Raw genomic sequence first — 14,320 nt, forward strand, 5'->3', positions numbered from 1 at the left:
ATCTGCGGCTGGAGTACTAGGGCATTCGAAAGCCGCCCTAGCGGAAATGCTGCGAACGCTCCGCAAGCGAGCCGGGCTGTCCCGAGTCCGGCTCGCTGGGCGTTGCAATGTGTCTCCAACGTCGGAGGGCGCCGGGGCGGCGGCGCTGCTGCTCTGGAGCGGCGACTGAGAGTTCCGTCGCTGTTGTCCAGAAGCGGGGCGTTCGACTGCTCGTCGGCTTCTCAGCCGAGGTGGCCGGTCTGCACGAGATCCCCCACGGCTCCTGGGGATCGGCGATGACGGGCACGGTGACCGGACCGTCGTTGGCGGCTACGTTGGTGGAGTGGCAACCAAGTTGGACGGCACAGCGGGCGTGAGGGGCGAGGGATGAAACGGCTGTGGGGGCTCGGCGTGGCGGTGGCCGCCGGGGCGGCGGCGCTGCTGCTCGCGGGATGCAGCACCGCTCCGACGGATTACAGCGAGGTCGTCACGTTCACCGACGGGCACGGCCGCGTCTGCACCGCTGCGGTGGTCGTCGACCAGGAGCAGAACCAGGGCCGGGACTACGAGATCTCCAGCCTCGACTGCGACTACCCCCCGGAGGGCCGAACGCCGGGGCCCACCGGCTACTCACCCCTGCCGGAGCGGGATGCGGAGTGAGCCCAGCGCTACCGTCATGGCTGACCGAACCACTGCGGGACCACTTCGCGGCCCTGCTGCCCGAGCGAGCGGAGTACCAGCTTCGACCTCGCCGAGGCGATCACCTGTGCGGCCTCTAGGTCAAGCGATGTCCTCCGGGACTTCGATCCGCTCCCTGAACTCGCCCCTGTTCGTCTCCTTCACCTCCTGTGTGTATGTGATGTGGTCGCTCGGCAGGCGGACGGTGAAGCGGAACCAGTGCGTCAGGATGCGGTGCGTCGCGGAGTCCAGGACCAGTTCCTCCTCCAGGCTGACAAGCGTGAGTTGGTCCTCGTTCACCCGGACACCCGCCTCGCGCAGTCGGTCCAGGGCCGGTTGCACTTCCCGCCGGGCCTTCGCCGCCCAGGGACGGTCCGGTGCGTCGGCGAGTTTCCTCGACGCGACGTCGGCCCTGAGGCTGACCTGTTGGCCGTACGCGAGCTTCGTCAGCGTGACGTCAACGCCGTCCGTCTTCTTCATGTAGCCCCTGAAATCGGCGAGGGCGGCCACCGGGTCCTCGACTTTGTTCGCTATCGCCGGGTCGGTCGCGGACGCCTGCTTCCACTCTGGCGAGCCCTCCTTACGGAGGTAGGCCGTGTTGTCGAACACGAACAGCTCTTCACCGCGCGTGTCCTTGCCGGTGCTCACATTCCCCAGTACATGCAGCGCCAGGGGGTCCTGGGTGCGCTCCATCATGGCCGAGTAGATGGCCTCGCTCTGCTGCTCGGCTTGCGTCAACTTCTCCTCCCCCCGCACTTGGAACGTCCACCCTGGGCGGGCGGCCATCGCGTCTTCCGCCAGGTCGAGGTGGTCCTCCGGAGTCTGCGACGCCGTCGGGCCCGGCTCCTCGGTGGTGCAGGCGGCCAGGGGGAGGGAGAGCAGCAGGCCCAGGAGGGCGGCCAGTCCGGAACGCGTCTTCATGTGCTCTGCTCCTCCGGGGGCTTCTCAGGCTACTGCCGGAGACTAGGACGCACGGCGGCGCGATTGGTTGTACGGCCACCGCTGTATGAGGTCTCTTGCTGGGGCCCTCGTCTCCCTCAGGTGGGGGCGGCGTTCGCATGCTCGACGGCTTCAAGTGGCCCATGGCCGCCTGGTTTTTGTGAGAGGGAAGAGCAGATGACCACGCAGACCGACCGTGTCGACCATGAACTTGTCCGGGCAGCTGCGCACGTTGCGGCCACGTACTGCCGGGGCGACAACCACACCATGGCGGCTGCGGCCCGCGCCCGAGACGGCCGGATCGTCACCGCGGTGAACGCCTATCACTTCACCGGAGGTCCCTGCGCCGAGCTGGTCCTGATCGGCACCGCTGCCGCCCAGGGGGCCTACGACCTGGACACCATCGTCGCCGTGGGTGACCGCGACCGAGGCGTCGTGCCCCCATGTGGCCGCTGCCGCCAGGTCCTTCTTGACTACTTCCCGGCCCTCAAGGTCATCGTCGGGACAAACGACAGCCTCCGGATGGTGCCCGTCGCCGACCTGCTTCCCGAAAGCTACATTTGGGCCGACCACCAGCTCGGCGCTGAGGAGAGCGCACCACTCGGCACGAGCTGACGTCCCGGGCGGTTACGGCAGCTGGCCGTTCCTCCGATGTCCCGCCCGGCCTCCGCGGGCACACCGGATACGGGCTCGGGGCTGTACTACCACCCGTTGCCGTGCGGCGGCGGCTCGTGGACCCACGGTGGCCACGGGCTCGGTTACCACGTCGAGGTGACAGCCACCCATGACGGCGCCAGGCGGCTGACCGTCGCCGAGTTCAGCCGCTCGTTCGACCCCGCCGCGGAGGACGCGCGGGCTGCCGCACGGCGGACGCTGATCGAGCGCGCCATGTGCGACTGACCTCGTCTCCGCGGACCGCTGTCCATCAGCGATCCGAACGTGGCTCGGCAGTGCCGCCCGCGGTGGTCTCGGGCTTCGTGTGGAGGATCTCGCGGGCCTGCTCCGCGGCGCGGACGGTGTTCTCGGCGACGAAGTCCATGAAGCGGGCGGTGTTCTCGAAGCGGACGCCGGCCGGGGTGTGGGGGCCGAGGACGCCGACGCCCTGCCGTGCGACCTCGACGATCTGGGCGATGGCCCGGGCGCTGGCCATCATCGACTGGTACATGATGTCGTCGTCCACGACATAGCGCTCGCGACGGCGTTCGTCGCGCTCCCGGCGGACCATGCCCTGACTCTCGAGGAACGCGATCGCCTTGGAGACGGACGCCGGGCTGACATCGAGGCGCTGGACGAGTTCGGACGCGGTGAGACTGCCCGAGTCGGTCATGCTGAGGGCGGCCATGACCCGGGCCATCATCTTGGGCATGCCCGACTGCATCATGACGGTGGTGTACGTCTCCTCGTACGCGCGGACCGCCTCGGCGTCGCGCCCGTAGGCCTGCGCGGGCGCCTCCGTGCCCCGGGGCGCGGCCTGCCTGCGGCGGTGGGCGCGGCGTTCGGTGGCGCGGTGGGCGAGGTCGGCGCGGTAGGCGGTGGGGCCGCCGTTGCGCATCACCTCACGCGTGATCGTCGAGGTGGGGCGGTCGAGGCGTCGGGCGATCTCCGCGTAGGCGAGGCCGTCGGCCAGTCCCAGCGCGATCTGCTGGCGTTCCTGCTGGGTGAGTCTGCCTCCCGGCATCGCGGTCTCCTTCGTGGTCCGTGGCACCTTCAGCATAGCGTTCACCTTCGGTTCATTGCAACGAACAGAGTGGTGACTGTTGCATTAGATTCAGAACCATTGCAACGATTTCCGGGATCTGACCTGCAGCAATGACAGTCATGCGCAACGCGCTTGTTGTCGGGTTATTAAACGCAACGTAGCGTTTCCCATGCCGGAAACGACGACCCGATGGAGCGCACGATGCAGAAGTTCGACACCCCCGCCCCGATCGTCACCGTCCTGGACATCCCCGCGGGACGCATTCAGTTCATCGCCGCCGACCGGGCCGACACCACGGTCGAGGTCCTGCCCGCGGACCCCTCGAAGAGCCGCGACGTGAAGGCGGCGGAGCAGATCGAGGTCGGCTACGGCGACGGCGTCCTGCGGATCGAGGCTCCGGCGGCGAAGAGCCGGATCCTCGGACACTCCGGATCCGTCGAGGTGGCGGTCCAGCTGCCCGCCGGCTCCCGTGTGGAGGGGAAGGCGGCCGCCGGCGAGTTCCGCGGCGTCGGGCGGCTGGGCGACGTCGCCTTCGAGGGCGCGCAGGGCTCGGTCAAGCTCGACGAGGCGTCAAGCGCCCGCCTCACCGTCCTCGACGGCGATGTGTCGGTCGGCCGCCTGGGCGGCCCGGCGGAGATCAGCACCCTAAAGGGCGCCATCCAGATCAGCGAGGCCGTGCGCGGCACGGTCACCCTGCGCACCGAGCATGGCGACATCTCGGTCGGCGCCGCCCGCGGAGTCTCCGCCTCCCTGGACGCCGGCACCTCCTACGGCCGGATCCACAACGCGCTCATGAACACCGACGGCGCCGCCGCCGGCCTGACCATCCAGGCGACCACCGCCTACGGCGACATCACCGCCCGCAGCCTCTGAACCGCAGCCTGCAAAAGGAGCGTCCCTCATGACCAACTGGGCCATCGCGGCGTACGGGCTGCGCAAGTCCTACGGCGACAAGACCGTCCTCGACGGCGTCGACCTGGCCGTCCCGGAAGGAACGATCTTCTCCCTGCTCGGTCCGAACGGCGCCGGTAAGACCACCGCCGTCAAGATCCTCTCCAGCCTCGTCTCCCCCGACCCCGCCAGTGGCCAGATCCGTGTCGGCGGCCACGACCTCGCCACCGACCCGCAGGCGGTGCGCGCGGCGATCGGTGTCACCGGGCAGTTCTCCGCCGTCGACGGGCTGATCACGGGCGAGGAGAACATGCTGCTGATGGCCGACCTGCACCACCTGTCCAAGCGCGAGGGGCGACGGGTCACGGCCGAGCTGCTGGAGCGGTTCGACCTCGTCGATGCCGCGAAGAAGCCCGCGTCCACCTACTCCGGCGGTATGAAGCGCCGCCTCGACATCGCCATGACCCTGGTCGGCAGCCCGCGGGTCATCTTCCTGGACGAGCCGACCACCGGCCTCGACCCGCGCTCCCGGCACAACATGTGGCAGATCATCCGTGAGCTCGTCTCCGACGGCGTCACCGTCTTCCTCACCACCCAGTACCTGGAGGAGGCCGACGAACTCGCCGACCGCATCGCGGTACTCAACGACGGCAGGATCGCCGCCGAGGGCACCGCCGAGGAGCTGAAGCGGCTCATCCCCGGCGGACACGTGCGGCTCCGCTTCACCGACCCGGCCGCGTACATGAACGCCGCCGTCGCGCTGCGCGAGGTCACGCGCGACGACGAGGCGCTGGCGTTGCAGATCCCCAGCGGCGGCAGCCAGCGCGAGCTTCGTTCCCTCCTCGACTGGCTGGAGGCGGCCGACATCGAGGCCGACGAACTGTCCGTGCACACGCCCGACCTCGACGACGTGTTCTTCGCCCTGACCGGCCCCACCGTGCCCAACCGGCCCAACCAGCCCGGCCAGCCCAATCAGCCCGGCCAGCCCAACCAGGCCAAGCCGCCCAACCAGCCCGGCCAGCCCGGCCAGCCCAAGGAGACTGCCCGATGAGCCCCCTCTCCCTCGCCGTACGCGACTCCTCCACGATGCTGCGACGCAACCTGCTGCACGCGCGGCGCTACCCGTCCCTGACGCTGAATCTGCTGCTCACGCCGATCATGCTGTTGCTGCTCTTCGTCTACATCTTCGGCGACACCATGAGCGCGGGCATCGGCGGCGGCGGTGCGGACCGCTCCGTGTACATCGCCTATATCGTCCCGGGCCTCCTGCTGATGACCATCGGCAGCACCACGATCGGCACCGCGGTCTCCGTCTCCAACGACATGACCGAGGGCATCATGGCCCGCTTCCGCACGATGGCGATCCACCGCGGGTCGGTGCTCGTCGGGCACGTCGTCGGCAGCGTGCTGCAGTCGATCATCAGTGTCGTCCTCGTCGGCGCCGTCGCCGTGGCCATCGGCTTCCGCTCCACCGATGCCACCGTTCTGGAGTGGCTCGCGGCGTTCGGACTCCTTGTGCTCTTCGCCACGGCGCTCACCTGGATCGCGGTCGGCATGGGCCTGGTCAGCCCGAACGCCGAGGCCGCCAGCAACAACGCGATGCCCCTGATCCTGCTGCCGCTCCTCTCCAGCGCCTTCGTCCCCCTCGACGCGATGCCGGGCTGGTTCCAGCCGATCGGCGAGTACCAGCCGTTCACGCCCGCCATCGAGACCCTGCGCGGCCTGCTGCTCGGCACCGAGATCGGCGACAACGGGTGGCTGGCCGTCGGCTGGTGCCTGGGCCTCGCGGTGCTCGGCTACTTCTGGTCGACCTCGAAGTTCAACCACGACCCGAAATAGCCGCCATGAAAACGCGGGCCACCTCCCGCAACCCGTCCCACCCGAGGGCGGCGTACACCGACATCCGGTCGGCGTACGCCGCCCTTGGCTTCGAGTGGCCCATGGCCGCCCGGCTTTGTCGAGGGTGGCGGGGCGGCCGGTGGTGGGTGGCTGTGGTCGTGTCGGTGGCCTGTCATGATCTTCGGACGGGTCGGGGCCATGGGAGGAGAGGCGTTATGCGTGTGGGGGTTTATCTCGCGCATCCGCGCGCCGGGAGTTTCAATCACGCTCTCTTCGAGGCCGTGGTGGACGAGTTGCGCGGGCGCGGGTGCGAGGTGCTCGCGCATGACCTTTGTGCTGAAGGGTTTCCGCCGGTGCTCCGTGCTGATGAGACGGGGACCGTTCAGGCGGCGCCTGGCGCGCAGGACTCTCAGGTCGCCTTGCATCGGAGCGAGGTCGCCATGCTGGATGCCATGGTGTTCGTACACCCCAACTGGTGGGGGATGCCACCCGCTGTGCTGGCCGGGTGGGTGCAGCGGGTGTTCGTGCCTGGCGTGGCCTACAAGTTGGGGTCGGCGCAGGGGGAACCTGCGGGGCTGCTGCGGGCCGGGCGGGCGCTTGTGCTGAACACGTCCGACACTCCTGCCGAGCGGGAGGCCGACGAGTTCGGAGATCCGTTGGAACGGATCTGGGCGGCGTGTGTGCTGCCGTATGTGGGCGTTGTCGATGTGCGCCGGGTGGTGTTCCGTACCGTCAGTGACTCAGGTGATGACGTCCGCGCCGACTGGCTCGCGCGGGCGCGGCGGGAAGCCGCTGCGCTGCTGGGATGACCGGGTGGGCGTCGCCGCCGCTGCCCCGGCCGTGCCGGTCTGCACGAGCATGAGGGCGGGACGGGCGGCTCTGTTGGCCCGCGAGCGGGCCGGGCCCCACCCGTCGTCCAAGATCACCGGGGTGCAGAATGACCCGTATGTCGATAACGAACTCCCCGAAGACGGCCACGATCGACGACGCTCCGCTGATCAGTCGCATTCTGACCCGTGCCTTCGACGACGACCCCATGATGCGCTGGTTCTTCCCCGACGACGCCTCGCGCGAGGCGGGGCTGAGCCGCTACTTCAGCACCATCTTCGCTCGGCAGTACGTCCACCACGGAGTGTGCGAGCGTACCGAGGCGGGGGCCGCCTTCTGGGTACCGCCGGAGGCGCAGGCCAAGGCCGTTCCCGACGCGGAGACCATCCAGGTGCTCCAGAACATCCTGGGCGACCGGGCTCCACTGTTCAGGGACGCTGTCGAGACGGCCGCCCAGCACACCCCCCAGGAACCGCACTGGTATCTGGCGGTGATCGGCGCCGACCCGGCCGCCCAGGGCCGGGGACACGGGGCCGCTCTGCTGCGCTCGGGGCTGGCCAAGGCCGACGCGGCGGGTCTGCCCGCCTATCTGGAGTCCTCCAAGCCGTCCAACCTGCCCTTCTACGAGCACTTCGGCTTCACCGTGCGGGAGGAGCTGCGGCTACCGGAGAACGGGCCGGTGCTGTGGGCCATGTGGCGCGCGCCGCGCCGCCCGGCCGGTGCCTAGAAGGCGCTGGTCGCAGCCACGCCACAGGCTTGGGTGACCTGCGGGGAGGTGGTGGGCTGACGGCCACCGCCAGCCCGGGGAGGGCGGCGGCGGCCGTCATGTGGGCGTCATCGCGTTCTGTGTGTCCTGTGCGTTACGGCGTCGGGTTCAGGTCCGCTCGGCCGAACAGCAGGGCGTAGCCCGAGGGGAGTTGGGCGATGATCCGGGCAACCAGGTCGTCACCCACCAGCTGCGGCAGGGCGCTGAGGACCGAGCTGACGTCCCAGCGGGCCGTTGCCGGGGTGGCGCCCTCTATGCGGGTGGCCACCGAGTCGACGAATTCCGGGGCCGTCAGGGGGCGGGTGGCGGGGATCTGGGAGGCGATGACCCGGGCCGCTTCCTCGGGGAGGGCTTGGGCCAGTGCCACTCGTTCGTCGCCCGTGACGTGGCCGCCGAGGGCGGAGAGGACGATGCGGGTGACGCGTTCGGCTTCCGCTCTCGTCGGGTACTGGCCCGCTTCCTGTACGGCCGTGATCAGTTCCGCCCAGGTCGGCTTACGGGGATGGTCCGGTGCGGGTGTCGTCGTCAGAGGGGACGTGGTCGGCGTGGGCATCGTCGGCATCGTCGGCGCGGTCATCGTGCGGCTCCTCCTCCGGGTCGTAGGGCAAGGGGGCGCGTCCCGCAGGCGGCGGACTGTGCCTGCGGGACGCTTCTCGTCGGCTGCTGAGCTCGGCTGCCGAATTCGGCTGCCCCATTCGGCCCCGACGCTCAGCTACGGCGCTCAGCTACGGCGCTCACCTGGGGCGATCAGCTACTGCGCTCAGCCACGTCGCTCAGCTGCTGAGCTGCTTGCGGCTGTCGCCGCCGGTGATCTGGATGCGGCGCGGCTTGGCCGCCTCCGCCACGGGGATGCGCAGGGTGAGGACGCCGGCGTCGTACGAGGCGTCGACGCGGTCCGCGTCGAGGGTGTCGCCGAGGAAGAGCTGGCGGGTGAAGCTGCCCGTCGGGCGTTCGGCGACGATCAGCTCCGCGCCCTCGGGGGCGGGGCCGCGGCGCTCGGCGCGGACGTTCAGGACGTTGCGTTCGACGTCCAGCTCGATCGTCTCGGGGTCGATGCCGGGGAGGTCGAAGTGGACGACGAACTCGTCCCCGGAGCGGTAGGCGTCCATCGGCATCGCGGCCGGGCGGGTGGGGCCGAAGACCTGCTGCGCGAGTCGGTCGAATTCGCGGAACGGGTCGGTGCGCATGAGCATCACGGGTCACTCCTTTCGTGGAGGGGATGGGGTGCGATGCCCTACGGCTTCTTATATAACGCCCGGGAGGAAACTTGACAAGGGGCGACTCAGGTTCGGGGGTGAGGCCCACGTGAGCGGGCTCGTCGGTGGGTACGGCGTCGCCCGCTGGACCAAGCAGCGGCAGCTCGGCGGGGCGGGCGCTGACCGCCGCGTACGTCGCCGCCTTCGCCGGGTCCCATCCGCTGGCCGAGAAGGTGGGCGCCTGGCCCGCCGTGTTCGGGGTGGCGGGGGCCGTCGCCCTCGCGTCATGGGCGGTCGCCGACCGGCAGGCGTGAGCCCCGAAGCACTTGTCACGACGCCGACCTGAACGCCCTCCGGTACCCCTGCGGGCTCGTCCCCACCACCCGCCGGAAGCGTTCCCTGAACGCCGTGGGCGAGCCGAACCCGGCCTGGGTCGCGATGCGTTCGACGGGGTACGACGTCGTCTCCAGCAGGTACTGCGCCCGCCGCACCCGCGCCCGGTGCAGCCACTGCAACGGCGTCGTCCCCGTCTGCTCCCGGAAGCGCCGGTTGAGCGTACGGGTGCTCATGCCCGCCTCCCCCGCGATGTCGTCCAGCGTCAGATCTTGGTCGCAGTTGTCCTCCAGCCACGCCAGCAGGGGCTCCAGCGTCGCGCCCGCCGGGGCCGGGGGCTGGTCGTGGACGATGAACTGGGCCTGCCCGCCCTCCCGTTCCAGCGGCATGACCGACATGCGGGCGGCGTGCGCGGCGACCGCCGAGCCGTGGTCCATGCGGATCATGTGCAGGCACATGTCCATCGCCGCGGCGGCGCCCGCGGAGGTCAGGAACTGGCCGTTGTCGACGTAGAGGACGTTCGGGTCGACCGTCACCTTCGGGTACCGCCGGGCCAGGTCCGGCGCCGCGAACCAGTGCGTCGTGGCGCGCAGCCCGTCCAGCAGGCCCGTCGCCGCGAAGAGGAACGCGCCGACGCACACCGACGCGATCCGCGTGCCGTTCGCCGCCGCCGCGCACAGGGCCTCGGCGACGCCGGGCGGCAGCGTCTGCGGCGGGTCCTGGACGCCGGGCAGGATGATCGTGTCGGCCTCCGCCAGCGCCTCGATCCCGTACGGCGCCCGCACGGTGAACGCCCCCGCGCTCACCTCCTCCCGCACCGAGCAGACCCGCACCCGGTAGGCCTCACGGCCGTCCGGCAGCCGGGCCCAGCCGAAGGCGTCGATCGGGGCGGAGAGGTCGAACGGGATGACGCCGTCCAGCGCCAGTACGGCCACGGTGTGCATGGCGGGATCGTAGACACCCGCCAGACTTCCGCCAAGCCCGCCGCCCGGCCGACGGTGCCTCGGCCCCGTACCGCGGCACGGCATCCAGCACCGCATAAGACCAACGGCAGCTCGCACGCCCGGCACCGAGAACCGCCAACGGGCCCTTCACACCCCGCCCCCCAAACCGCCAAGGAGCCGCCCCTCACACCCCGCCCCGCAACACGGCCGAGGCGCCTCGCACACCGCTACCGCTACCTCCACCGCTCGCATGCCGCACCGCACCCCTGGCGAGATTCCGTTGAAGCATGGCACTACCGCCACTTCTCCAAGATCCGGGCCGCCCATAACGTCGACGCCCGTGACCAAGTTCCTCCTCGCCGTCCACGTCCTCGCCGCGATCGTCGCCATCGGCCCCGTCACCGTCGCCGCGAGCATGTTCCCGCCCGCCGCGCGCCGGGTGCTGGCCGCGCCCGGCGACCCGAAGGCCGTCGAGACCGTTCAGCTGCTGCACCGTATCTGCCGGGTGTACGCCACTGTCGGCGTCGTCGTGCCCGTGTTCGGGTTCGCCACGGCGAGCGCCATGGGGGTGCTCGGCGATGCCTGGCTGATCGTGTCCATCGTGCTGACCGCCCTCGCCGCAGTCGTCCTGGTCGCCCTGGTGCTGCCCCGGCAGGGCGCGCTCGTGGAGGGCGGCGGGACGCGGGAGGCGACCGTGCGACTCGCCATGTTCACCGGCGTGTTCAACCTGCTGTGGGCGGTGGTGACGGTGCTGATGATCGTCCGGCCGGGGTCGACGACCGGCGCCTGAGCATGATCGCCTGTGCTGTCGCCGGTGCGTGAGCACGTTCACCACGCGCCCGTTCGAATCCCTACGAAGGTACGAAGAAGCGCCGTACGCCCCACTCCTCGCCCGCCGTCACCACCCGCGCGTACACCGCGTCGACGTCCTCGACCTCCACGCTCAGGTTTTTGTTATCGCCCCGCCTTCCGCACGTCTCCTCACCGTCCCCTCCCCAGGCACGCGACCGACGACGTTGAGGTACGAGGCACGTGACACGACACATCAGCCGCCGCGGCATGCTGAAGGCCACGGGCGTGGCAGCCGGAGTCATCGGTATGGGTACGGCCCTGCAGGGGCCCACCGCGACCGCCGCGACCGCCGCCGACGGGGCCTTCGCCCACCCCGGCCTGCTGCACACCCGCGCCGATCTGGACCGTATGGCCGCGAAGGTGAAGGCGGGCGCCGAGCCCTACACCGCCGGGTACGCCAAGCTGACCGCCAACCGGCATGCGCAGAGCGGCTGGAAGGCCAATCCGCAGGCGATCGTCTACCGCGGGTCGGGCAGCCCGCAGAACTACTCGATCCTCTACAACGACATCCACGCCGCCTACCAGAACGCCCTGCGCGCACACGTCTCCGGGGACAGCGCGCACGCCGACACGGCGGTGGCGATCCTCAACGCCTGGTCGGCCGAGCTGACCAGCGTGCAGGGTTCCGCCGACCGGTTTCTCGCCGCGGGCCTGTACGGCTACCAGTTCGCCAACGCGGCCGAACTCGTGCGCGACCACCCGGGCTTCGAACTGGCGCGCTTCCAGAAGATGCTGCGGGAGGTCTTCCTGCCACTCGGCGACGACTTCCTCAAGAACCACAACAACGCCGTCGTCACCAACTACTGGACCAACTGGGACCTGACCGCGATGGCCTGCGTCCTGGCCGTCGGCATCTTCTGCGACGACCGGGCCGCCGTCGAGCGGGCCGTCGCGTACTTCAAGCACGGCGAGGGGCTCGGGTCCGTCAAGAACGCCATCCCCGTCGTGCGCGAGGACGGGCTGGCCGAGTGGCTGGAGGCCGGGCGGGACCAGGGGCACGCGCTGCTCGGGGTCGGGCTGATGGGCACGTTCTGCGAGATGGCCTGGAACCAGGGCATCGATCTGTACGGCCACGACGACAATCGGTTCCTCAAGGGCGCGCAGTACGTCGCCAAGTGGTGCCTCGGGGAGGAGGTGCCGTACACCGCGAACACCCGGAAGAAGGGTGCGATCGGGGGCTGGTCCGGGACCGAGACCGCGACCGAGGCCGCGGCGGTCGATCCGGCGATGACCCGGCCGATCTGGGCGATGATCGCCAACCACTACACCAAGCGGCGGGGGCTCGACGCCTCGTACGTCACCCGGATCGCCGCGAAGTCCGCGCCGGAGGGCGGGGGCGGGGACTACGGGCCGAACAGTGGCGGCTACGACCAACTGGGCTACGGCACGCTGACGTTCACCCGGGACCGGGCCTCCAGGGGTACGTCGTCGCCGCCGACACCGACCGCGTCGGCCTCCGGCGCACAGCCCACGCGGCCCGGGCCCCCGAGCCCCACCCCCACCCCCACCCCGGACGGCGGCCTCGCCGCCACCGGCACCGGCGACACCGCGGGCTGGATCGCCGCGACCGGCATCACCGCCCTGGCAGGCGGACTACTCCTCCTGCGGCGCCGAGGACGCACCGGCGGCGGCGCCTGACACTCGCGCTGATCCCCGTGCCCGGACAGCACCCAGGCCCGTCCGACACGGGGATCAGCCCCTGCCCCGGCGCCGGAGGGCAACCCGGTCCGGCCCGGAGACCAGCCCCGATGCCACGCGGAGCCCAACCCCCGCTCCAGCGCGGGCACGCCCCGTCCGGCTACGCCCCCAGCATGCGGGTGATCGTGTAGATCAGCAGCCCGGCCAGGGAGCCCACGACCGTGCCGTTGATCCGGATGAACTGCAGGTCACGGCCGATGTGTGCCTCGATCTTCTTCGTGGTGTGCTCGGCGTCCCAGCTCGCCACGGTGTCGGTGATCAGGGAGGTGATCTCGCCGCGGTACGTCGTCACGACGTGCACCGCCGCGCCCTCGACCCAGCTGTCCACCTTGCTCTGGATCTTGGGTTCGGTGGCCATCCGGGCGCCCAGCGACAGCAGCGAGGCCCGCACGCGCAGCCGCAGCTCGCTGCGCTCGTCCTCGGCCGCGGAGACGATCATGGATCGTACGGCCGTCCAGGCGGAGGCGATCAGGTCCTGCACCTCGCCGCGGCCCAGCACCTCGCCCTTGAGCCGCTCCACCTTCGCGCGCGTCTCGGTGTCGGACTGCAGATCGGAGGCGAAGTCGGTGAGGAAGCGGTCGAGGGCGCCGCGCGCCGGGTGGGACGGCATGTCCCGCATCTCCGCGCAGAAGCGCAGCAGCTCCTTGTAGACCCGCTCGCCGACCTTGCGGTCGACGAACCGCGGGGTCCAGCCGGGCGCGCCGCCCTGCACGGCGTCCATCACGGAGTCGCCGTGCAGCACCAGCCAGTCGTGCGCGCGGGAGACGATCAGGTCGACGACCCGCTTGTGGCCGCCGTCGGCGACGACCTTCTCCAGCATCTTGCCGATGCCGGGGGCGATCTCCTGCACGTTCGCCCGCCGGGTGATCGCCTCGCCGACCACCGCCTGGACGTCGGAGTCGCGCAGCACGGTCAGCGCGCCTCTCAGGGCGGTCGCCAGCTCGGCGGTCACCCGGTCGGCGTTCTGCGGGTCGGCGAGCCAGGCGCCGAGGCGACTGCCGATGCCGACGGCGCGCAGCCGCTGCCGTACGACGTCCTCGGAGAGGAAGTTCTCGCCGACGAACTCGCCCAGCGAGACACCCAGCTGGTCCTTCTTGGTCGGGATGATCGCGGTGTGCGGGATGGGAATGCCGAGCGGGTGGCGGAACAGGGCGGTGACGGCGAACCAGTCGGCCAGCGCGCCGACCATGCCGGCCTCGGCGGCCGCGGCGACATAGCCCGCCCAGGGGCCGGCGCCCGCGTTCGACGCCCACTTGGCCAGGACGTACACCAGGGCCACGAACAGCAGCAGCCCGGTCGCGGTGAGCTTCATACGGCGCACCCCGCGCTGCTTCTCCACGTCGGCGGGGCTGAACGTCGTCATCGCGCGCACGGCGGACGCGGGCACGCCACGCGTGCCGACGGTTCGGTTACCGGCGGTGTCCGGCCGGGCACGCTGCTCCATGGCGACTGCTCTGGTTTCGCCTGTCTGATCCGGTTTCGTATGATCCATCCGCTCCACCCGTTCCCGAGCCCCCACTCCACATTGTCCCTTCCTGACCGACTCCTGGAACGGGACAGGAGTTCCCCGCGTCCGTCGGGCAGGGCGGCGCGAAGGCGAACCGGTAAGTGAACCGGTAAGTGAACTCTCGCGGCCGAACGGGTCTCTTCCCCGGGGGCCCGGTCAACTTCCCCCAGC

Annotated in this window: 17 protein-coding genes and 2 pseudogenes; 12 read left to right on the forward strand and 7 right to left on the reverse strand. The window is 70.5% G+C overall.

Features of this window, described 5'->3' with window-relative positions:
- The first annotated feature begins 46 nt into the window (after positions 1-46).
- Together KWI83_RS25625 and KWI83_RS25630 are read left to right on the forward strand one after the other, a co-directional pair.
- Positions 47-169, forward strand: coding sequence for a hypothetical protein (locus tag KWI83_RS25625; protein ID WP_256362809.1), 123 nt, complete (start codon positions 47-49; stop codon positions 167-169).
- Between the two features lie 197 nt (positions 170-366).
- Positions 367-639 carry a hypothetical protein gene (locus KWI83_RS25630; protein ID WP_218516744.1) on the forward strand — a complete coding sequence of 91 codons (273 nt, stop codon included), beginning with the start codon at positions 367-369 and terminating at the stop codon, positions 637-639.
- 120 nt (positions 640-759) lie between these two features.
- Here KWI83_RS25630 and KWI83_RS25635 read toward each other — a convergent pair whose 3' ends face one another.
- On the reverse strand, positions 760-1,578 hold the full coding sequence (locus tag KWI83_RS25635) for a hypothetical protein (protein WP_218516745.1): 819 nt from the start codon (positions 1,576-1,578) through the stop codon (positions 760-762).
- A 195-nt stretch (positions 1,579-1,773) separates the two neighbouring features.
- Here KWI83_RS25635 and KWI83_RS25640 point away from each other — a divergent pair, with 195 nt between their 5' ends.
- Together KWI83_RS25640 and KWI83_RS25645 are read left to right on the forward strand one after the other, a co-directional pair.
- Positions 1,774-2,211 carry a cytidine deaminase gene (locus KWI83_RS25640; protein WP_218516746.1) on the forward strand — a complete coding sequence of 146 codons (438 nt, stop codon included), beginning with the start codon at positions 1,774-1,776 and terminating at the stop codon, positions 2,209-2,211.
- Positions 2,212-2,247: 36 nt separating this feature from the next.
- Positions 2,248-2,496 carry a hypothetical protein gene (locus KWI83_RS25645; RefSeq protein WP_218516747.1) on the forward strand — a complete coding sequence of 83 codons (249 nt, stop codon included), beginning with the start codon at positions 2,248-2,250 and terminating at the stop codon, positions 2,494-2,496.
- Between the two features lie 25 nt (positions 2,497-2,521).
- On the opposite strand, the gene KWI83_RS25650 is transcribed toward KWI83_RS25645, so the two are convergent.
- Entirely contained in the window at positions 2,522-3,274 is a 753-nt protein-coding gene (locus KWI83_RS25650; RefSeq protein WP_218516748.1) for a helix-turn-helix domain-containing protein, read from the reverse strand.
- A 222-nt stretch (positions 3,275-3,496) separates the two neighbouring features.
- Here KWI83_RS25650 and KWI83_RS25655 point away from each other — a divergent pair, with 222 nt between their 5' ends.
- The 5 genes from KWI83_RS25655 (at position 3,497) to KWI83_RS25675 (ending at position 7,580) form a co-directional block, all read left to right on the forward strand.
- Complete coding sequence (locus KWI83_RS25655; RefSeq protein WP_218516749.1) at positions 3,497-4,168, forward strand: DUF4097 family beta strand repeat-containing protein; 672 nt, start codon at positions 3,497-3,499, stop codon at positions 4,166-4,168.
- Positions 4,169-4,196: 28 nt separating this feature from the next.
- Positions 4,197-5,237, forward strand: a complete 1,041-nt coding sequence (locus KWI83_RS25660; protein ID WP_218516750.1) for an ATP-binding cassette domain-containing protein — start codon at positions 4,197-4,199, stop codon at positions 5,235-5,237.
- Positions 5,234-6,025 carry an ABC transporter permease gene (locus tag KWI83_RS25665; RefSeq protein WP_218516751.1) on the forward strand — a complete coding sequence of 264 codons (792 nt, stop codon included), beginning with the start codon at positions 5,234-5,236 and terminating at the stop codon, positions 6,023-6,025. The genes KWI83_RS25660 and KWI83_RS25665 overlap by 4 nt, the downstream gene beginning before the upstream one ends.
- Before the next feature lie 215 nt (positions 6,026-6,240).
- Entirely contained in the window at positions 6,241-6,834 is a 594-nt protein-coding gene (locus tag KWI83_RS25670; protein ID WP_218516752.1) for an NAD(P)H-dependent oxidoreductase, read from the forward strand.
- Between the two features lie 137 nt (positions 6,835-6,971).
- On the forward strand, positions 6,972-7,580 hold the full coding sequence (locus tag KWI83_RS25675; RefSeq protein ID WP_218516753.1) for a GNAT family N-acetyltransferase: 609 nt from the start codon (positions 6,972-6,974) through the stop codon (positions 7,578-7,580).
- A gap of 133 nt (positions 7,581-7,713) precedes the next feature.
- On the opposite strand, the gene KWI83_RS25680 is transcribed toward KWI83_RS25675, so the two are convergent.
- Positions 7,714-8,196: a DUF2267 domain-containing protein gene (locus KWI83_RS25680; RefSeq protein ID WP_218516754.1), complete on the reverse strand. Its 483-nt coding sequence runs from the start codon at positions 8,194-8,196 to the stop codon at positions 7,714-7,716.
- A gap of 196 nt (positions 8,197-8,392) precedes the next feature.
- Positions 8,393-8,812, reverse strand: coding sequence for an Hsp20/alpha crystallin family protein (locus KWI83_RS25685; RefSeq protein ID WP_218516755.1), 420 nt, complete (start codon positions 8,810-8,812; stop codon positions 8,393-8,395).
- 112 nt (positions 8,813-8,924) lie between these two features.
- Here KWI83_RS25685 and KWI83_RS25690 point away from each other — a divergent pair.
- A pseudogene (locus KWI83_RS25690) lies at positions 8,925-9,129 on the forward strand (hypothetical protein).
- Positions 9,130-9,144: 15 nt separating this feature from the next.
- Here the strand turns inward: KWI83_RS25690 and KWI83_RS25695 are convergent.
- A complete protein-coding gene (locus KWI83_RS25695; RefSeq protein ID WP_218516756.1) occupies positions 9,145-10,092 on the reverse strand; it encodes a GlxA family transcriptional regulator in 948 nt (315 codons plus the stop codon).
- 340 nt (positions 10,093-10,432) lie between these two features.
- Here KWI83_RS25695 and KWI83_RS25700 point away from each other — a divergent pair, with 340 nt between their 5' ends.
- Entirely contained in the window at positions 10,433-10,882 is a 450-nt protein-coding gene (locus tag KWI83_RS25700) for a hypothetical protein (protein WP_218516757.1), read from the forward strand.
- A 21-nt stretch (positions 10,883-10,903) separates the two neighbouring features.
- Here the strand turns inward: KWI83_RS25700 and KWI83_RS25705 are convergent.
- Positions 10,904-11,042, reverse strand: a pseudogene (locus KWI83_RS25705) (glyoxalase); the annotation flags it as partial.
- 109 nt (positions 11,043-11,151) lie between these two features.
- Here KWI83_RS25705 and KWI83_RS25710 point away from each other — a divergent pair.
- Positions 11,152-12,582 carry an alginate lyase family protein gene (locus tag KWI83_RS25710; protein ID WP_218516854.1) on the forward strand — a complete coding sequence of 477 codons (1,431 nt, stop codon included), beginning with the start codon at positions 11,152-11,154 and terminating at the stop codon, positions 12,580-12,582.
- Positions 12,583-12,742: 160 nt separating this feature from the next.
- On the opposite strand, the gene KWI83_RS25715 is transcribed toward KWI83_RS25710, so the two are convergent.
- A complete protein-coding gene (locus KWI83_RS25715) occupies positions 12,743-14,086 on the reverse strand; it encodes a DUF445 domain-containing protein (protein ID WP_374106378.1) in 1,344 nt (447 codons plus the stop codon).
- Positions 14,087-14,320 lie beyond the last annotated feature (234 nt).

This window comes from Streptomyces sp. TRM70350, from assembly GCF_019219825.1.
Taxonomy (GTDB): domain Bacteria; phylum Actinomycetota; class Actinomycetes; order Streptomycetales; family Streptomycetaceae; genus Streptomyces.